This window comes from Lunatibacter salilacus (genome assembly GCF_009797935.1).
GTDB lineage: Bacteria > Bacteroidota > Bacteroidia > Cytophagales > Cyclobacteriaceae > Lunatibacter > Lunatibacter salilacus.
Window position 1 is genome coordinate 53,929 of the sequence record NZ_VOLC01000027.1, and the last position, 19,481, is coordinate 73,409.

The 19,481-nt window shown below is 42.9% G+C and carries 18 protein-coding genes; 8 read left to right on the top strand and 10 right to left on the bottom strand.

Annotation, left to right across the window (positions count from 1 at the left end):
• Positions 1–24: 24 nt before the first annotated feature.
• The 4 genes from FQ608_RS25225 to FQ608_RS25240 all read left to right on the top strand — a co-directional run bounded on the left by FQ608_RS25225 (position 25) and on the right by FQ608_RS25240 (position 4,191).
• The gene (locus FQ608_RS25225; RefSeq protein ID WP_234364392.1) at positions 25–1,368 is read left to right on the top strand and encodes an ABC transporter permease; all 1,344 of its coding nucleotides are present in this window, start codon (positions 25–27) and stop codon (positions 1,366–1,368) included.
• A gap of 186 nt (positions 1,369–1,554) precedes the next feature.
• Positions 1,555–2,535 (top strand): serine hydrolase domain-containing protein, encoded by a 981-nt coding sequence (locus FQ608_RS25230; RefSeq protein ID WP_234364393.1) that lies wholly within the window; start codon positions 1,555–1,557, stop codon positions 2,533–2,535.
• Positions 2,532–3,296: a CPBP family intramembrane glutamic endopeptidase gene (locus FQ608_RS25235; RefSeq protein ID WP_234364394.1), complete on the top strand. Its 765-nt coding sequence runs from the start codon at positions 2,532–2,534 to the stop codon at positions 3,294–3,296. The genes FQ608_RS25230 and FQ608_RS25235 overlap by 4 nt, the downstream gene beginning before the upstream one ends.
• Before the next feature lie 205 nt (positions 3,297–3,501).
• The gene (locus tag FQ608_RS25240) at positions 3,502–4,191 is read left to right on the top strand and encodes a DUF4332 domain-containing protein (protein ID WP_158861270.1); all 690 of its coding nucleotides are present in this window, start codon (positions 3,502–3,504) and stop codon (positions 4,189–4,191) included.
• A gap of 157 nt (positions 4,192–4,348) precedes the next feature.
• On the opposite strand, the gene FQ608_RS25245 is transcribed toward FQ608_RS25240, so the two are convergent.
• Positions 4,349–5,599: an NRAMP family divalent metal transporter gene (locus FQ608_RS25245; RefSeq protein ID WP_158861271.1), complete on the bottom strand. Its 1,251-nt coding sequence runs from the start codon at positions 5,597–5,599 to the stop codon at positions 4,349–4,351.
• Between the two features lie 63 nt (positions 5,600–5,662).
• A complete protein-coding gene (locus FQ608_RS25250) occupies positions 5,663–6,628 on the bottom strand; it encodes a helix-turn-helix transcriptional regulator (protein ID WP_158861272.1) in 966 nt (321 codons plus the stop codon).
• 178 nt (positions 6,629–6,806) lie between these two features.
• Between FQ608_RS25250 and FQ608_RS25255 the strand changes: the two genes are divergently transcribed.
• Positions 6,807–7,277, top strand: coding sequence for a DinB family protein (locus FQ608_RS25255; RefSeq protein WP_234364395.1), 471 nt, complete (start codon positions 6,807–6,809; stop codon positions 7,275–7,277).
• Positions 7,278–7,418: 141 nt separating this feature from the next.
• Here FQ608_RS25255 and FQ608_RS25260 read toward each other — a convergent pair whose 3' ends face one another.
• The 3 genes from FQ608_RS25260 to FQ608_RS25270 all read right to left on the bottom strand — a co-directional run bounded on the left by FQ608_RS25260 (position 7,419) and on the right by FQ608_RS25270 (position 9,813).
• Positions 7,419–8,342: a sugar phosphate isomerase/epimerase family protein gene (locus FQ608_RS25260; protein WP_199856472.1), complete on the bottom strand. Its 924-nt coding sequence runs from the start codon at positions 8,340–8,342 to the stop codon at positions 7,419–7,421.
• 95 nt (positions 8,343–8,437) lie between these two features.
• The gene (locus FQ608_RS25265) at positions 8,438–8,827 is read right to left on the bottom strand and encodes a VOC family protein (protein WP_158861274.1); all 390 of its coding nucleotides are present in this window, start codon (positions 8,825–8,827) and stop codon (positions 8,438–8,440) included.
• Between the two features lie 8 nt (positions 8,828–8,835).
• Positions 8,836–9,813 (bottom strand): GlxA family transcriptional regulator, encoded by a 978-nt coding sequence (locus FQ608_RS25270; RefSeq protein WP_158861275.1) that lies wholly within the window; start codon positions 9,811–9,813, stop codon positions 8,836–8,838.
• Between the two features lie 157 nt (positions 9,814–9,970).
• On the opposite strand from FQ608_RS25270, the gene FQ608_RS25275 reads away from it, so the two are divergent.
• Positions 9,971–10,876, top strand: a complete 906-nt coding sequence (locus FQ608_RS25275) for a VOC family protein (RefSeq protein WP_158861276.1) — start codon at positions 9,971–9,973, stop codon at positions 10,874–10,876.
• Between the two features lie 132 nt (positions 10,877–11,008).
• Positions 11,009–11,536 (top strand): SRPBCC family protein, encoded by a 528-nt coding sequence (locus FQ608_RS25280; RefSeq protein WP_158861277.1) that lies wholly within the window; start codon positions 11,009–11,011, stop codon positions 11,534–11,536.
• A gap of 1 nt (position 11,537) precedes the next feature.
• Here the strand turns inward: FQ608_RS25280 and FQ608_RS25285 are convergent, their stop codons facing one another.
• The 5 genes from FQ608_RS25285 to FQ608_RS25305 form a co-directional block, all read right to left on the bottom strand.
• Positions 11,538–12,467 (bottom strand): NAD-dependent epimerase/dehydratase family protein, encoded by a 930-nt coding sequence (locus FQ608_RS25285; RefSeq protein WP_158861278.1) that lies wholly within the window; start codon positions 12,465–12,467, stop codon positions 11,538–11,540.
• Positions 12,468–12,609: 142 nt separating this feature from the next.
• Complete coding sequence (locus FQ608_RS25290; protein ID WP_158861279.1) at positions 12,610–14,799, bottom strand: outer membrane protein assembly factor BamB family protein; 2,190 nt, start codon at positions 14,797–14,799, stop codon at positions 12,610–12,612.
• A 37-nt stretch (positions 14,800–14,836) separates the two neighbouring features.
• Positions 14,837–15,835: a hypothetical protein gene (locus FQ608_RS25295; protein WP_234364396.1), complete on the bottom strand. Its 999-nt coding sequence runs from the start codon at positions 15,833–15,835 to the stop codon at positions 14,837–14,839.
• A 260-nt stretch (positions 15,836–16,095) separates the two neighbouring features.
• A complete protein-coding gene (araA, locus tag FQ608_RS25300; protein ID WP_158861280.1) occupies positions 16,096–17,592 on the bottom strand; it encodes an L-arabinose isomerase in 1,497 nt (498 codons plus the stop codon).
• Positions 17,593–17,667: 75 nt separating this feature from the next.
• A complete protein-coding gene (locus FQ608_RS25305; protein WP_158861281.1) occupies positions 17,668–18,426 on the bottom strand; it encodes an NUDIX hydrolase in 759 nt (252 codons plus the stop codon).
• Positions 18,427–18,678: 252 nt separating this feature from the next.
• Between FQ608_RS25305 and FQ608_RS25310 the strand changes: the two genes are divergently transcribed.
• Complete coding sequence (locus FQ608_RS25310) at positions 18,679–19,377, top strand: L-ribulose-5-phosphate 4-epimerase (RefSeq protein WP_158861282.1); 699 nt, start codon at positions 18,679–18,681, stop codon at positions 19,375–19,377.
• Positions 19,378–19,481: the final 104 nt, after the last annotated feature.

Genomic DNA, 19,481 nt, shown 5'->3' on the forward strand with positions numbered 1-19,481 from the left:
TAAACCGATTATTTCAACCCTTCTATGATTGGCACCCATCTTAAGTTCTTTACCAGAGTATTCTTAAAAGATAAGTTTTTTTCATTGCTCAATATCCTTGGTTTGGCCATGGGCATTGCGGTGAGTATTATCTTGTTTTTGATTCTGCAACACGATTTGTCCTATGACAAACATTTTGCCAACCATGAGCGGATATACAGATTGGGCGGTCATCTAAAAGCCACAGGTATTGACGTGAGGGTGGCCCGTTCGGCAAGGGAACTCGGCGGCATTATCAAAGATGAGTTTCCCGAAGTCGTAGCGTTCACTCGCGCTGTCTCCTGGAGCCACACCTTGGTTACGCATGAATCAAATGGTATGGAGACTTCTTTTTATGAAGAGGATGTTGTCCGCACAGATTCCACTTATTTTCAGGTTTTTGAACATAAATTTATTTCCGGAGATCCTGTCACTTGCCTGCATGACCTCAATTCCGTAGTGATTACAGCATCCACGGCCGAAAAATATTTCGGTTTGGAAAACCCTTTGGACAAGACCTTGCTGATCGATGATGACAATTGGAAGGTAACTGCCGTCATCCAGGATTTACCTGAAAATACCCATTTGGGATTTGATTTCCTTCTTTCCGGGTTGAGTAAGAGCAGGGAATGGGTAATCGATCAGGGGCAGATAAAATCTGAGGCATTCTGGAATCCTGATGTTTACACGTATTTCTTGATGACCGAAAACTACAATCCGCAAAATTTCTATGATAAGTTTCCCGCAATTTTTGATAAATACTTCAAATCCTTTGGCGATCAGGTTGGGGGGCAATATAATGCAATCCTCCAGCCTTTGGCAAGTATCCATTTTGATACATCACTAGTCGATGATGAGCCTACCGGAAACATGGCTTATCTCTACGCATTTACCGCCATTGGTATATTTATCATTCTTTTGGCCTGTATCAACTACATGAACCTTTCGACAGCCAAATCTGTAAACCGTGCTTCTGAAATAGCCATGAAGAAAACGCTTGGGAGTAGTAAAAAGGCCTTGGTTTTTTCATTTTTGGGAGAATCTATTTTTCTTTCATTGATATCGCTAGTGTTGGCCATTCTCCTGGTTTTCCTAATATTAAATTTCTCATCTTTCAATAGCCTAATCCAGAAAAACCTTGTCGTCAACTTTTGGCAAAATAGCTTCCTGTTATTCGTTTCTTTGGGAGTAGCGGTTTTGATAGGTATTGTATCTGGGCTTTACCCTGCTTTTTACCTTCCAAGTATTCCCACCATCAGTGCTTTAAAGGGATCCTTCAAAAACCAAAAGTCAAGTTTAAGACTTAGAAAGGTATTGACCACCGCGCAATTTGCCATTTCTATATTTTGACGCATCGCCAATTAAAGTCTTCATAAGAAATGGGGCTTTTGCGCGCTGGGAGGGTGCTGTTTACTACCGATCTTACAGCTCGATTTATTTTTTTATATTTAGGGTATGATCCAGACTCTTAACACGAAATTACTTCATCAGTCCCTCCAAAAAATAGTGGACAATAAAAATATTTTTAGCGTGGCTATGAAAGTGGAAAACGGAACAGGTGATATTTCCTGGTCGGGTGCTGCGGGAGACATGAACATCGATTCCAAGTATTTTATTGCTTCTGTGACCAAAATGTATATCACGGTCGTCGTGATGAAACTGATTGAGGAGGATAAAATTGCACTTGAAGACCTTATCAGCAAACATTTACCCGACCATTACTGCAATAGTCTTCATGTACTCAAAGGGGTAGATTACTCCAATCAACTTACCGTTAAACACCTCATCAGCAATACCTCGGGTATTCCGGATTATTTTTTCCACAAACAGAAAAATGGAAGAACTGTAGCGGATGAACTTTTGGATGGCCATGATAAACCATGGCCATTAGATAAGACCATTGATCTCATTAAAAACCTTAAACCAAATTTTAAACCTGGCGCTAAAGCTGCCTACTCGGATTCAAATTACCAGCTTTTGGGTAAAATTATTGAAGAAGTTACCGGACAACCGATTCAGGAGGTGTTGAAGCGTTATATTTTCGAACCCCTCGGATTGAAAAACACCTATATCTACCATGATCCAACCGATACCAGTCCTGCACCTTTTTACTATGGTGCTAAAAAATTATGGCTGCCCCAATACATGATATCCATTGCTCCGGAGGGAGGCATAGTATCCACAGTGGATGAAATGATGGTTTTTCTCAAGGCATTTTTCACCGGTAGGTTTTTTCCAGTTGAAAAATTAGCGTCGCTGAAGGATTGGAAGATGATTTTACCTCCTCCAGGATTGTTCCTCTTTGGTATAGGACTGGAGAAATTATGGATTCCCTGGATTTTTTCCCCAATCAAATACCCCGGGGAGATTCTGGGGTTTTGGGGTCAGACGGGCACTTTTGCATTTTATAACCCCAAGACAGATCTTTTCTTTTGTGGGGCAACCAATCAGATTAATGGAAAGGGGCATAGAAAAGCCACCGGCTTGATGTTAAAAACCATAAAAAGTATGCTATGAATCATGTGAAAAGAAAAAAGTTTTACCTCGCCCTTATTCTATTTTTCCTTGGAATGTTGGGCATGTTGTCTATGTTGACGATGGATATCCCTTTGCCAGACGAAATACTATCTGTACTCGAGGATCGGTTTACTCCATCTCAAATTAAGCTCCTGATATTGATTAACCCCACCATTATTTTGATCGTGACCATACTTGTGGGGACTCTATTTTATCAAAAAGTTAATCTCAGCGTTCCCATAATTGAGAAGTTGTTGGGCATCAGAGAAGATTCTATCCAATTGAGGGAAATACTTCTATATGGGATTTCAGGGGGGATTCTCACAGGAATTGCATTGAGCATACTCGGACTTTTTAGGTCAATCTCCCCTTCGGAATTCGAACTCCTCAGCGGACAACTCCAACTGACGCTTGCGGCGAGGTTTTTATATGGCGGGATTACAGAAGAAATCTTCATGCGTTTTGGTTTGATGACGCTTTTGGTTTGGTTGACAGCAAAACTTTTTAAGGGACTCAAGCCACAAGTATATTGGATTGGAATTTTTCTTTCTTCCCTCATATTTGCAGTAGGCCATTTCCCTGTAGTCTTTCAAACTGTAGGAACTCCCAGTATCGTCATGATAAGCTACGTACTTATTGGCAACACAATAGGAGGACTTGTCTTCGGATGGCTCTATTGGAAAAAGGGCTTGGAAAGTGCCTTCCTCGCTCATATTTTTGCACATGTGGTCATGGTGCTTTCGGAAAACTTTTTTTCATGAATCCGGGGTTCGGATACGCTCACCCCTCGGATATCGGTTACGCTCACCCCTCGGGTGCCTGGTACGTGGGTCGATTTAATGCTATTACGTGGCATGCGAAATTTTTGAAAAATTAGTATCTTTGAAGAAAACATATTCATCTCGCATTGGATGAATAGGGATAATGGAAGTATTAAAAGTTCGTTAACTTACTTCTAGTTTAAATATGAAAAGTCAATCAGATTATATGCCCGATTTATCCAAAATAGGGCTGGATGATTTTCAAAATGAACTTAAGACGGGTCGTTTGTTGCCTAGCAGAATGCCTTTGCTTACTGATATAGAATCAAATTTTTCCATAATTCAAAAAAAGGGTATTAATAATGCCGATAGACTCCGAGAGGAATTGAAAAGCAGTGAACGATTAGGGAAATTAGCTGAAGAGACTGGTATTTCCGAGGATTACCTCAAACTCCTTAAACGAGAAGTGAATAATTTACTTCCCACTCCCATAAAGTTCGTTGATGTACCCAATATTTCGGATGAAATTATAAAGCAATTAAATGAACTTGACATAGTCGATACCGAAAATTTGTTTCCTTACGTCAAGGATCCTGAAAATCGGCAGAAACTGAAAAACCTATCCGGTATTTCAATGGCGGACATACTTTGGCTGACAAAACTTGTGGATGTCTCTCGCATTAAATGGGTTGGTCCTAAACTTGCACGATTAATTGTAGACACCGAATATGATACCGTAGAAAAACTCTCGCATGCTGATCCGGAAATGGTTCTTCATGCATTTGACGAAGCCAAAAGCAAACATAAAGCCTATCAGGGTGCTTTGGGAATCGATGATATTAAATCCTGGATACAACAGGTGGTATCCAAGACCCCAATTATTATCAATTATTGATTTTAGAGTGAATATTTAGATACGCTTCAATACCAACTAAGAGAAAATATATGTCGTTGAAATATGAATCCGGGGTTCGGCTACGCTCACCCCTCGGGTGTCGGCTACGTGAGTCGATTTAATGCTTTTACGGAGCAATTCTATAGATTATCTTTTTTTATACAAACCAACTAAACCCAATCATTCCCAACGAAAACAACAAAAGAAACCCAATTCCCATCAATGCCAAAATCCGCATAGCCGATCCCGGTTGTTGTTCTTTCGTTAGGTGGTTGCTAAAGGTCAGGCGGTAATTGAGGAATGCAATAACTGGGGCGATTAGAAAGGAAATCGTGGTGGCGATTCCTATCAGCCGATTAAACTCCGTAATAAAAAAAGCAATCACCGCAAAGCCACCTATAGCAATAAGCGTTAGCCACAATAAATAACCATTTCTACTTTCTTCTTTTCCCCGTATTAAAGCTATCGAACGGGAGGTAGAGCGTGCATAGCCATCCATTACACCGATACAGGTCCCGATCATTATCGTAAATCCGGCACTGGCAATAATGGGGAAGGTCCAAGTTCCCAAGTTGGCGGCATATAAGTTGACCACCCCGGAAGCAAAGGCGACATTGTTGTCAGGAAGAATATTTCCTGTGCCAAATAGCAAATACGCACCAAGCACCACAAAGCATATCGACAAAACCGCTGAGGTCCAATACCCTATATTAAACTCAAAAACCGTCTCCCTAACTGATGGCTGGTATCCACTTTGTTTTGTTCGCTCCAAGGTCCAAAGGCTGTTCCACGTCGAGGAATCTATAGCCGAAGGCATCCATCCCATTAAGGCAATAATAAAGGGAATAGACTCCAATGCCACCAAATCCCTAAAGGGTTCAAATACTAAGGGTTGCTTCGGACCCTTGACAACCGCAATGAAGAATGCAAGCAGGGTAGTGATCAACATGAAGGAACCAATTACTTTTATGCCTTTGTCCAGCAGAGAATACCGTCCCCAAGCGAGGAAGAGATAGGAGAATAAAAACAACCCCAACGCTGGGATGTAGAAATAGGCGGGGGCAATAGAAATCCCCAACACACTTTGCAGAAAACCTGCCGCGACAAAAGTCACTGCTGCATTTACAAAAAACATGGAAAGAAGGTTGATCAACAAATACATCCTCAGAAACCAAGGGCTTAGAAGTTGATATCCGTCAATCAGGGACCTTCCCGTAGCTGTGGCATAGCGGGAACCGAATTCGAAGGAGGGCCACTTGAAAAGGTTGGCTGCCACAATAAACCCCACGAGTGCAAACCCGTATTCAGCACCTGCCCTCGTACTCTGTACAAGGTGGGACACCCCTATGGCAGTACTGGCAAAAAGAATTCCGGGACCTAAGGTTTTGAGGAAATTTTGTATTTTCAAAATCAAGTAGATTGGTGGTGGGTAATAATCCCGAAAATAGGTGTTTTCATGGGTTTAATATAATCAGCAAACTTGGTTTTTTTCCTGTAATTTTTCTAACATAATCATTAAAAGTTCTTTGATTCTGGATTTAATTTCTTGAGGCTCAATCACTTGAATATAATCTCCCAACATGATAGCCCAGCGAGCAAATCCTTCTAGGTGGCAGGTCATAAAAGTCATCTCTACTCCGTTTTCGGTTTTCTTTTCAAAAACAAAGCCTTGGTTGTACCTTTCTATCTGCATGTATTTTATACCATCAGCGGACACTTGCAGTACAACTTTGGTCAGTTGCTGCTCCTGTTTGACTTTTTCCAAATAATCTTTCAAGGAGGGGTGGTGTTTATAATATGTTTCTTCACAAATGCACACTTCCCGAATCCTATCCAGTCTAAAGGTTCTGTAGTCATTCCTCAGCCGACACCAGGCAATAAGGTACCATTGTTCAAAAGAGTAGTAAACACCAACAGGCTCTACGGTGCGTCTTGTGGTAACCTCCTTCTCGAAGGTGGTATATTCTAGGGAAATTACTCGTTTTTCAGAGAGACTTTGCAGTAAGATCTGCAAAGTCCGATCACGGCCCGCAGCCAATAGTCCATTTGGTTTAGGAATGACTTCTACTTGGCTGGACAAGGTATCTATGGCTTCTTTCTGCGTGGATTTTAGCACGGCTTTAATTTTAAAAAGTGCACTTTGAAAATGCCTGCTACTTTCCCGGTCCGTGACTTTTTCCACGATTTTTTCAGCTATTAAAAAAGCCAATGCCTCCTCTTTAGTGAACATGACAGGTGGAAGCCGATACCCTTCAACGAGCGAGTAACCCTGACCCGCTTCCCCTATAATAGGAACACCAGCCTCGTCCAATGACCTCAAATCACGATAGACTGTCCGAAGGCTAATTTGAAAGCGGTCCGCCAGCTCCTGTGCAGTGATTGTCCGTTTGGTTTGCAGGTGGGTTAATATAGAAGTAAGTCTATCTAGCCTGTTCATGGTCGTTACAAAAAGAGTAGGTTAAATATACATGTTTTGGAAAGGTTTAAAAAAAATAATTTTTTCTTCACCCTACTGACATAGGGCTGTCAGGTCGGGGTATTTACTTTGGAATATAAAATAATCGTTCCACATCAAGACAAACAATATTATGGAAAGTAGTAACCTAACGAAACCGATGACAGCAGAAGTAATCAGTACTGACCAATTGTTAGCCCATTGGCAGGGGCATCGCCAACTGACCAGAAGGGTTATCGAGGCATTTCCAGAAGATCAGCTTTTCACCTTCAGCATTGGCGGTATGCGGCCATTTGGGGAAATGGCCAAGGAGCTCCTGGGAATTGCCGTGCCGGGAGCAAAAGGCATGGCCACTGAAGAATGGGAAACCTTGGATGAAAATATGGACTTGGAAGGCAGTAAAGAAAAACTCTTGGCCGCTTGGGACAAAGCTACGGAGGAATTGAATCACTGGTGGGCTAAGATTCCTTCTGATCATTTCCAAGATACAGTAGTAGCTTTTGGCCAATATAAGGATAAGGTATATTGCAGCATTCTATACTTTATCGACAATGAAATCCACCATAGGGCTCAAGCCTATGTTTACCTGCGTGCATTAGGAATTACACCACCCAATTTTTGGGAAAGGTAAAAGTCATATTCCGCTTGATCTTCAAATAAGAAGACCCCATGAAATCGTTGGATTTCGGGGGCTTTTTTGTTCTAGTATAAAATTATTTTTAAAAATGATGAAAGAAGGTTTCGATTTTGAATCGAAATGGCTTTGGATAACTTAGAATGGAGGTAATCCAAACAAAGCTTTAATTTCTTTCAAATTGATTTGATGGGCAGCAACGACATCCATGGTGTTCGGGGATTTTTCTTCCAAACATTGTTCAATGACTAAGTGGGGATTGATACCCATCTTTTTTATTTCTCCGGCAAAACGGACATAATCAATGTCCCCAACAGGGTCAAATGCCTCTGTCCATACTCCCCCTTCGGATTGGCGAAGGTGAAGGGACACTATTCTATCGCCATACATTTTCAGCGTGTCAAAGACCGCCCATTGGGAGTTTTCGGAGCCCCGGTAGATCCAGTGAACATCCATACAAAAATGGAGGTTTTCAGGATCAGTATTCTGTAGTACATGGTGAAACTCCCTTGCACCGGCTTTCAATTCCACATCATGGGTATGGTAGGCCAGTTTCATTCCCCGCGTCCGCACAGCCTGCCCCAATTGGTCCAGGTGCGAACTTTGGCAGAAGAGTTGGTCGTCATCCTTGAGATGGCTGGAACCCCAATTAATAGGATTGGGATTGGTGACAATAATTTTTGTCCCCAAGGTGCTGGCGATTTCCGCAATCGACAAAATGGTTTTGATGGATTCTTTGGCAGTGGCTTCTTCATGCAGCTCAGTGCCTACATAGATGGAGGGAAGTTGTATGTTGTATTTTTTCAGAAAAGGAATCAATGTTTTCAGGTAATCCGCATTCGGTATAGATGGTTCGAATCCTAGAATGCCTGTTTGGGCAAACTCAGCCAGGCAGGCATCCCAATCCTCTCCCCACACCTTACCGGAGCGGTTATAAAAAGTTATCCAGTTATATCCATTTGCACTGATGGGAAGGGAATCTTTTTTGTGGGTAATAAAACTTGAACCCGCCAATAGTAGAGCGGTTCCCGGAACTAGCTGCATGAAATTTCTTCTCTTCATATATATGCGGTATAATGGATATACAAGGTAATACGAATTGACTGGTTAATCCAATCTCTTTTACAATTTAGAAAAACACACCTATAGGCGATTCTTCATTTTCCTTGTGTAGCAACTGACCAGTTGTTTCCCGCAAAATCTTGAAAAGTACCCCGGGTATCGGGATCACCCTCCCTTTGCTTGGGTTCTTCTACGGAGATGCAACCCGCTTCGAGTGCTTTCTGAAATGTAGCGTGAACATCTGGCACATAGACGTGCATCCAATAGGAGTTGCGAGTGAATGCCTCCCCCGCATCTCCGATCATAAGTACCGTATCGTCCAGCCGGATTTCCGCATGCATGATACTGCCATTGGCTTTTTCATATCGCCTTAGAGCTTGCACACCGAAGATTTCCTGCAGTAAATCAATAAGTTGCTGGGCACCCTTAACAATGAAATAAGGAGATACAGATGTGTATTCATCAGGTTTATATTGAGTTTCCATATAGTTATTTAGTCTGGTTTTTGACTCTTAAATTTGGAACGGTAGTCAATAGGGCTCATATCCGTATATTTTTTAAATACTTCCCGAAATGCTTTTGGGTCATTATACCCAACTTCATACATGATCTCACTCACAGTTTTTCTCCCTTGTTCCAGTTGCTTTTTTGCAGCTTCGATTTTTACGCGCTGCATGTACTCGACCACGGTATTGCTGGTTGATTTTTTGAATCTACGCTCGAAGGTCCTCCTACCCAATCCAAATCGGTCAGCAAGCTGGTCGACACCAATTTTTTCCTCGTAGTGCTTTTCAAGATATCCCTGGGAAGCCAGGATAAGTTCGTCTCCATGGGATTTTTGACCTTTAAATATACTGAAAGGAAGCTGGCTTGTCTTTTCCATATCCAACAAAAAATACTTGGATGCCATTACAGCCATTTCACGGCTTGTATATTTTTCTACCAGATAAAGCAACAGGCTCCAATAAGCATTGGCTCCGCCGCTGGAATAAAGTCCATTTTGTTCACTTATTACCCGGTCATCTACCAGGGTAACTTCGGGAAACATGCTGCGAAATGTCTGCGCATGCATCCAGTGGGTGGAACAGGTTTTCCCGTTTAGCAAACCTGTAGATGCCAGCAAAAATGCTCCGATGCAAAGGCTGGCAACTTCCGCTCCCTGTTGATATCGATGGCTAATCCATGAGATCATCTGCTTGTTTTTTTCCAACGCAACGGACAAATCTCCGCTAAGAGCAGGGATGATAATCAGATCGCTTTGGTCTACTTCCGCCAATAATGCGTCCGGTTTGATGACCACTAGGCCACCACACAACCTAACCTCCGAAGTTAAGCCTAACAAAATTACTCTAAAAAAAGGAGGCTGCCCGCTTGCCTTCAAAAATTCGTTGATGGCGGTAAACATGTATTGAGGATCAACGATAGCCGCAGGTACGGCGGTTTCCGGAACAAGAATATGGACAGTTTTCATCCGTTGGCTCTATTTAAAATTTTATTCATCTACGAATATAGCCGATAATTATGTCGCAATCAACCCGTTACTTTGTCTTATTTGCACATTCTGATACCCAATAAAATGAAGTAAATTTGAAATAAATAATTCGTTAAACTCACATAATTTCACATATATGAAACCTAGATCTAAACCCATAATTCCCTGTCTGTGGTTCGACAACCAAGCGGAGGAGGCTGTCCAATTTTACAAAGAGGTCTTCAGCAACGTAACCGTAACGGCCAAATTCCAGCCCAGCGACAGAAGTCAGGAGCGACACAAATTGTCAGAAGGGAAGGCATTATCGGTGGACTTTACCATGCATGGCCAGAAATTTTTGGCATTAAATGGTGGGCCAATGTATACCCATAGTCCGGGTATTTCTTTTTTTGTAACCTGCGAAACATTACAGGAGGCGAACCATGTTTGGAATTCCATCGAAAAGGAGGGAAGGGTCCTTATGCCTTGGGATACCTATCCATGGAGTGAAAAGTACGGCTGGATCAATGATAAATATGGGGTTTCTTGGCAAATTTCGTTGGGAAGCCTTGCTGATGTCGGACAGAAGTTTGCCCCTTCTATCATGTTAATAGGGGACAAGTTTGGAAAAGCAGAGGAGGCCATTCATTTTTATATGGATGTCTTCAAAGACGCAAAGCTGGAGGGTATTGCCCGGTACGAAGAAGGGGATGGGGATGTGCTGGGGAAAGTAAAGCATGCCCAGTTTTACCTCAATGGATACACGTTCATGATAATGGAAAGTTCTCATGATCATCAATTTGACATCACTCCTGCTATTTCTTTAATGGTCTATTGTGATAATCAAAGTGAGATCGACTATTATTGGGAACGCCTTACGCAAGGCGGGGGAGATGAAGTGCAATGTGGTTGGCTCTATGACAAGTTTGGAGTCTCCTGGCAAATTGTGCCAAAATTATTAACGGAGAATATGTCAGACCCGGCCAAGGCTCCCAAACTAATGGCTGCTTTTATGCCCATGAAAAAGATGGACATTGCTGTACTTGAGGCAGCTATTAATTAAAGGTTTCAAAATTCAACTATAATTGATTAATTGGTTATTTAAAAATCATCAATCACATACCTATTAATTCACCACTCTTTTAAAGTTGAGATTAAATGACCTCAATAAAAATCCGCAATAACCAAACCCATTATGATAAAAATAATTGTATTAGGAATCGCTGGCCTGATTATTTTACTGCTTTTTGTTGCTCTCATGATGAAGAAGGAGTATACCATCAGTGCCGAAACTGTCATCGACCGACCCCGGTCGGAGGTTTTTGAATTTGTGAGTCATCTCAAAAATCAGGAATATTATTCCAAGTGGGTCATGGCCGATCCCAATGTAAAAATGGATTATCGGGGTGTTGACGGTACGGTAGGTTTTGTGGCAGCATGGGAAAGTGAACAAAAGAATGTTGGGGTAGGGGAACAGGAGATCACCAAAATAATGGATGGTGAGGGCTATGAAGTGGAGATCCGGTTTGAAAAGCCCTTTAAAGGAGTCAACCAAGCTATCACCCGAATAGATTCCGTTGGGGCGAATCAGTCCAAGGTGACCAATACATTCCATACCCGAACCCCATTCCCGATGAATCTGATGATTCCTTTTATCAAATCCATGCTGAAAAAGGATATGGCGCAAAATATGAACAATTTGAAACAGGTATTGGAAAATTAGGTTAAAGGCATGCCTTTAACCCATCATTCAACGACGTTGGTTTCAACCCATATTTGATTTCAATTTTCGACGAATCAAAACAGTAATCCTCAGCCAACTGATATTTCAATTCCTTTATCTCTCGGAGTAAAGGAATAAACATAGCCAGCAGATTTACCATAAACCCCGGAAGGATGGCCAATTTCGGAGCCGCTCCCAGGTGTTTAGCCAAAATATTGACACATTCTTGACCAGTAGGATAGGCGTCCGATGTTGGTAAATGCCATACCTGATTCCACGCATCGGCTTGTTGTGCCAAAAAGGCTGTTGCCTTGGCAGCATCAGGTATATACGTAAATGAATGGTTTTTATCTCCGGCATACAACCATTGAGCGGTTTTTCCAGCTTTCATCCGGTTGATGACTGATTCATTAAGAAAACTTAGCTTTGCCCCCGGACCATAAAAATCGGCTGCGCGCACGATCATCGCCTGTAGTCCGCCGCTGGAAACCTCGTCCCAAATCATTTGGGCAATTTGTGCCCGAACCTTTCCCTTTTTACTCTTCGGATTTACAGGAGTTTCCTCGGTCAAGTGACCGACATGATCCGGATCGTAGCAATACATGTTGTCAAAAAAGACAAGCTTGGCACCATGTTTTTTACATGCCTTAATGGTGTTTTTCATGATGACGGGCCACTGTTCCTGCCATAGCTTGGACTTATATGTGATCCCCACAACTAAGTAGACCGTGTCCGAGCCCTTCACAACGGCATCCACTTCCTGCTCGTTTAAATAATTTGCTTTTACCAATTCTTCATCTCCGGAAACCAGCTTAGGATTTCTACTCGAAAGACGAACCGTTGTTGAATCGATTGATGAGAGTTCCGTAGCCAAGGCAGTGCCTATATTGCCTGTTGAGCCAAGGATGGTGTGTAGGGGAGAGGGGGACATGGCTGGAAGTAGTTAGGTTCAGATGTTTATAACGGGTTTTTCGAAGATGGGTTATTGCAAAGAGTGAGTTTTACCAATCAAAAGATCATATTCGTTAAGTTTATAGGAAAGAAGCGTCGGATGCAAATTATTTCACGTTATTTTAGGGTAAGGCAAATGCGATATAAGAGCCACCCGGTTTATGCGCATTCTTAACACCACCCGCAGCTATGACCAGATATTGTTTTCCGTTTACCATATAGGTGGCAGGGGTGGCAAACCCTCCGGCAGGAAGTTGATACTCCCAGAGAACTTTCCCTGTTTTTTTGTCAAAGGCACGGATACGTTCATCCTTGGTACCGGCGATAAAAACCAAACCCCCAGCGGTTACTACGGGGCCTCCATAATTTTCAGTTCCTGTGATAGGCATGCCTTCAGCAGTCAGTTCAGGATATTCTCCTAAGGGTACTTGCCACAGGAATTCTCCGGTATTCATATCTATGGCGTTAAGGGTTCCCCATGGTGGGGTAATCGCCGGATACCCGTCGGGATCCAGAAATTTGTTCAAACCGCTTAATGTAAAAGCCGGTTTGTAAGGAAATTCGCTATTGGATGAGGCAACTTCCGCTGCTATCGGGCTATGGATATCGTCTTGCAGGCCTCCCTGCTTTTCGGTTCCAGTGAGATAAGCAGTTATTGTTTGTCTTTCAGCCAATGAAAGGTGTTGAAATGCCGGCATTCTTCCCTGGCCATTGCTTATGATGGCAGTAATTTCAGCAGGGCTTAGCTTACTGCCAATTTGAGATAGATCAGGAAATTCCTGTCCGGCGGCCCCCTTGTTGTCCAGGCCATGGCAATGGGCACAGTTGGTTATGTAAAGGCTTCGACCAGCGGTTACGGACTGGTCAGAGGCTGCCGGGATTTCCGCCAGTTTTACATCCCACACCATTTCGTTGGAATTCTGATAAAGTATTCCCTGCGGATCGGAAGCGTTCCCGCCCCAGTTGGCCCCACCGCCAATGCCAAAGTAAAGTGTCCCTTCCTTACTTAGGGGCATAAACTTACTCCCGGATCGGCTTTCCTCCCAACGTTTCTTAACATACTCATAGGCCTCAGGGGTCCGGGTGGTAATGTCTTCTTCCATCATTACCTGTCGGGAAAAAGGCGCAGGTTTGGTGGGTTTAGGCTGGGTAGGCCAAGGTGCCTCTCCTGGCAGTGCAAAATCTGTCAATGCGGGAACTTCATCCACCGGAAATAGTGGTTCTCCGGTATCCCGATTAAACAGGAATACCAGTCCGTCTTTGGTGGTCTGAGCCACGGCAGCTATTTTTTTTCCTTCATGGGTGACTGTCATCAGATTTGGCGGACAGGCGATGTCCCTGTCCCAAAGATCATGATGGACGATTTGGTAATACCAAGCAAGCTCCCCGGTTGCCGCGTGCAATGCCAGCACACAATTGGCAAATAGGTTTTTACCGTGGCGTATAGCTCCATAGAAATCCACTGAGGGTGAACCTGTACCCATAAATATCAGGCCCCTTTCTTCATCCATTACCATTCCTGCCCAGTTATTGGCTCCCCCCAACAGTTTCCAGGTATCTTTGGGCCAAGTGTCATAGCCGTACTCTCCCGGTTGGGGAATGGTATGAAATACCCACTTCAACTCACCCGAACGCACATCAAAGGCCCTAATATGACCCGGAGGGGCAGTGGCAGATTCAGAAACGGTAGAACCCATAATTACGAGATCTTTGTAGATAATTCCGGGACTAGTCGCAATCACCGCTAGGTCTTTCTCGTCCCGATCCAAGTTATCCCCCACACCTTGTTGAAGTGAAATTGCTCCGTTATCTCCAAAACTGGTCACGGATTCCCCTGTCAACGCATCAATGGAATAAAGCGAAGTGCCTGCGGTGTAAAGAATACGTTTTTCTGATCCATCCTCCCAATACATGACCCCCCGGTTGGAATGATAGCGGGGAGTTTTTCCGACAAACGGATCAAATTTCCACAACTCCTCGCCCGTATCTGCTTTCAATGCAAATAATACCAACAGAGGGTTGGTCGCATACAACATACCGTCTATTATAATGGGTTGGCATTGTATTTCCCGCGGTCTGTATCCTTCTTTTGTAGTATCAACCGACATATAAGACCAGGCAACCTGAAGATCTTTGACATTGTCGGTATTGATTTGGTTCAAATTTGAATAACGGTTACCCTCGCTGTTTCCCCCGTAATAGGGCCAGTCCTGATCTTGCGAAGTCGGTGAGGTGCATCCAAATAACCAAGCAACCACCACTACCAAATATCTTCTAGTTGTGGAAGGGAAAAGGGATTGTAGTATTTTCATTGAATTAAAAAGGTTATCGAGGGGTGGATTTATTTGATCAGGGTTTTTCGGATAAGAACTCATAGGTTGTGTTCCATGTAAAAGTCTGTCCGGGGGCGACACTTACCAACATATAGGGCTCCGGGCAGAGGGTGGTCGGAATGGACCATACAGGGAAATGTGTGATAGGGCGGTCATTGGTGATTCGTACGCCTGCCCCGGTTTTGCTGTTTGCAACAGTGATATCATAATCAGAAGCTTGATCCGAGTATCCACCCAAAACAACATATATACTTTCCCGGGGCTGGATCGGCTCCAAAAACACCAACTTATTTTTATGAATTTCCACCGTTGTCCCCATACCCCGTGTGTTGGAAATCAACTCCAAGTCAAAAGGAAAGGTAACCGAATAATCAGGGCCAATGGGCTGATCGTCAATCATAAAAAAATTGTGGTTATAGACTTGGGTTTCGATTTGTTTATGCCCTGTATTTTTCAGGCTGTGGGATAATACCATTTCAGGCTTCCCCTTAGTCAACTTTAACGTTTTTTCGTATCGGTACGCATAGCCGTCGGCATCTTTCAGCACGTGCGAAAAAACCACACGATCTTTCTTCTTTTTCACAGACCATTTCCCATCGTCGACGATCTCAAATGGAGCAGTAAACCGATACGGTTCATCGTTGATTTTTTTGAGGGTGCCAACACCTATTTTTAAAAACGTTTCTCCCGGTTGCGCATTTTCATATCCAATAGGGTCAAAAGCTTCTACTGGTCCGGTAATGGCGTCATGCAAAAAAGGATCGTATGTTGGAAACCATTGCCCGAAATAACTATGTCCATTATATTCCAAGCTGCCAATTACTCCCGACCAATCAAAGCGCGTTCCGCGGTAATAGCCGGTCTCCGAATCAGGTAAATAAAGTGTTGCTTGGACGACTCCGTTATTGATGACAGCTTCCGGAATATTTTCGGTTTGGGAGGTTGCTGGCTGACTAAATAAAATTAAAGCGAAGGCAGTGAAGCAAAGGCGGGTGGTTATCTTAGGGTATTTCATGATTTAGGAAACAATAGCTTACATTGGTAATGAAGATATTGGTTGTTTCCCGCTTAACAAAATTATTTGGCTGTAAAATTTGTCCAGATTGCCTAAATCGGTAATTCTTTTGAGTAATTGCTTCTCCCAGCCAAATTCTTCCGTTCCGTCTCAATAGTTCATTTCTGTCGATAACATGAAAAACACTAAGGCCTGGCAAGTTAAAATGAATATCAACCGTTTTGGTATTATATGTCGCTTAGAAAAATAAACCAAGCATATTATCTCCTCCCAAAATACATTTCATTCCAAGTCAACTCTTTTTTGAATTCTTTAATCTTTGTTTCCCGGTCAATGGTTAATAGCTCAATGCCGGCGATATCAGCAAAATCGGACAGGATCCCACTGCTGATATTTTGGCTAAAGCAGGTATGATGTGCCCCCCCTGCCAAAATCCAAGCTTTACAGCCTGTTTCCATATCCGGGAAAGGTTTCCACAAAACCCTGGCGACAGGCAATTTAGGCAATTCGTAGCGGGGTTCTACCGCTTCGACTTCGTTGACAATCAATCTAAAACGGTTGCCCATATCTACTAATGATGCGTTAAGTCCAGGTCCCGCACCAACGTTGAAAACAAGGCGGACGGGGTCTTCTTTTCCTCCAATGCCTAACGGATGGATTTCACAGAAAGGCTTATGTGAAGCCAGACAGGGGTCCACTTCAAGCATGTGTGAACCTAAAACCAAGCTGTCTTCCGGGTCAAAATGATAGGTATAGTCTTCCATAAAGGCATTTCCCCCGGGCTTTCCTGTCCCCATGACCTTCATGGCGCGTACCAGAGCAGCCGTTTTCCAATCGCCTTCTCCCGCAAATCCATAGCCCATTTCCATTAACCGCTGCACGGCAATTCCAGGCAGTTGCTTTATTCCATGCAAATCCTCAAAAGTGTCTGTAAATCCCTTAAATCCGCCGGATTCCAAAAATTGAAGCAATCCCAACTCAATTCTCGCCGCATCTAGCAAGGAAGATCTTTTCGACCCATCTTTGCCCAAGACATCCACTAGGTTGTAGCTTTCTTCATAAATTTGCAGCAGCTCATCAATCTCATTGGATGAGATGGATTCAATAGATTCGACGAGATCACCGACTGCAAAGGTGTTTACAGAAAATCCAAATTGTATCTCGGCTTCCACTTTATCACCTTCTGTGACAGCAACTTGACGCATGTTGTCACCAAACCGCGCAAACTTGGCTCCTTGCCAATCATTCCATCCCAGACAAGCCCGAGCCCAGTCATCTATTTCTGACGCTACAGTGTCAGCTTTCCAATGACCGACTACGACTTTTCTGTTGATCCGCATCCGGGAAACAATATGCCCAAACTCCCTATCTCCATGAGCACTTTGGTGAAGGTTCATAAAGTCCATATCTATGCTGCTCCAAGGAATGTCCCGGTTGTATTGGGTATGCAGATGAAGCAGTGGCTTTTGTAGGATTTTCAATCCATTGATCCACATTTTAGCAGGAGAGAATGTATGCATCCAGGTGATTACCCCGATACAGACAGCGGAATGATTAGCTTGCTGAAAGACCTGCCGGATCTCGTCCATTCCGGTTACCAGGGCTTTGAAAATCACTTTTACACTAATCTCACTTTTATTTCCAAGTTCCTCAGCGAGATGTATCGCATGTGTCTTCACCTGTTGTAGCGTTTCATCTCCATATAAATGTTGACTTCCAGTGATAAACCAGATTTCCTTTGATTCAATATTTTTCATACAATAGCTATTGGCACGATACTGATAAGTCGCGGTAATTATGTTTCCTTGCTTCTAATTTAAAAACGGAAATTACTAATTATCCGATATCTCTGAGTAAGCGAGTTGTACTTTTGATTCAGTCTCTATGCCTGGAGGTATGTCATTTTTGGGGATAAAATTCAGAATTCGCTGAAATTGTGCCTGATAGTTTTCCTTTACAAGGGTATAATAGTAGGCTCCTTTTTTTGATTTAGTTTTATCCTTTTCCACTTCTTTCTTTATAATACCGGTAGATAGGACTTTTCTTGAAAAATTACGCTTGTCAATGGTTATTCCATACAGGCCTTCATAAAGGATCTGAAGTTGGGGTAAGGTGAATTTTTCAGGCAAAAGTTCAAAAAGGATGGGATGGAGGGCCGCTTTGTATCTTAGGTGCTTGAGCGATAGCTCTATCATCTGTGGATGGTCAAATATAAGTTCGGGCAGGTCGTCCATCATAAACCATTTCGGTTTGAAATGATTGGAAATCTGTTTTTCGTATTTTTTGATGTCTATTAGTGCGACATAGGTAACCCCGATTACTCTTTCAGCCGGATCGCGGGAAGGACAGCCAAAGGCTTGCAGCTGTTCCATATAGACATTTTTCAGTCCTGTTAGTTCGTGCAGAACTCGTTGGGCTGCTTCATCCAAGGATTCCTCGGGTTGTAGGAAGCCCCCCATTAGACTCCATTTGTTTTTCTCGGGTTCGAAACCCCGTTGAATCAGGAGTAATTTGTAATTTTCTCCATCAAACCCAAACACAACACAATCAATCGAAACCAGGATTCTGGATTGATTTGAGTACTTCATCATATTTTTTTGCTTTTTTACGTAAATTTGTTTGCCTCGATTCGATAGATATTCAAAACCTGTTTGTTTTCTCCTTTAATTTCAACGCACCAAATTTATAATATATAGGCAAATAAGCAAGGTGAAAGTTAGTTTTCTGTCAAATAGTTGAATGTTGTATCATAATTTGGGTAGATTGTATCAGTAAGGGATTTACAGACCTTTTCTCTAAAATAGTAATAGATAGTCGTAATATAGCCGTATAAATTAATAAGCATGAGAAATTTTGAACACCTGCAAAGTGCTTGCTACGAAGCAAATATGCAGCTGCCCGCTTTGGGCTTGGTGGTTTACACCTTTGGAAATGTCAGTGTTGTGGACAGGGAACTGGAGCTTTTCGCTATCAAACCCAGTGGGGTACCCTATGAAAGCCTGAGGGCTGAAGATATTGTAGTGGTGGATTTTGACAACAACGTGGTCTCCGGACAGATGCGCCCTTCCTCTGACACCAAGACCCATGCTTTCCTATATAAACATTGGACCCACATTGGTGGGATTTGTCATACCCATAGTACCTATGCAGTAAGTTGGGCGCAGGCCCAGAGGGATATCCCTAATTTTGGTACTACCCATGCCGATCACCTGACGCCGGATATCCCTTGCGCTCCCCCGATGTCGGATGAGCTGATTCAGGGAGATTACGAATATAATACCGGCCAACAGATATTGGACTGTTTTGAAGAAAAAGGACTTTCATACCGGGAGGTAGAAATGGTCTTGCTGGGAAACCACGGCCCGTTTACCTGGGGTAAGGATGCTGCGAAAGCTGTTTACAACAGCAAAGTATTGGAAGAGATTGCACGGATGGCCTATTTGACACTTCAAATTAATCCTCAGGCCGCCCGATTAAAACCTGCATTGATACAAAAACACTATGAACGTAAGCATGGAAAGGATGCTTATTATGGGCAATGACATAGTATAACGCCCAAAATTCAATCAACAAAGAAGTATTCTCTTGACGCGTATTTTTCTCCATTGGCTTTTTGGGCTTGGGTATTATTGCAAATCTTGGGTGG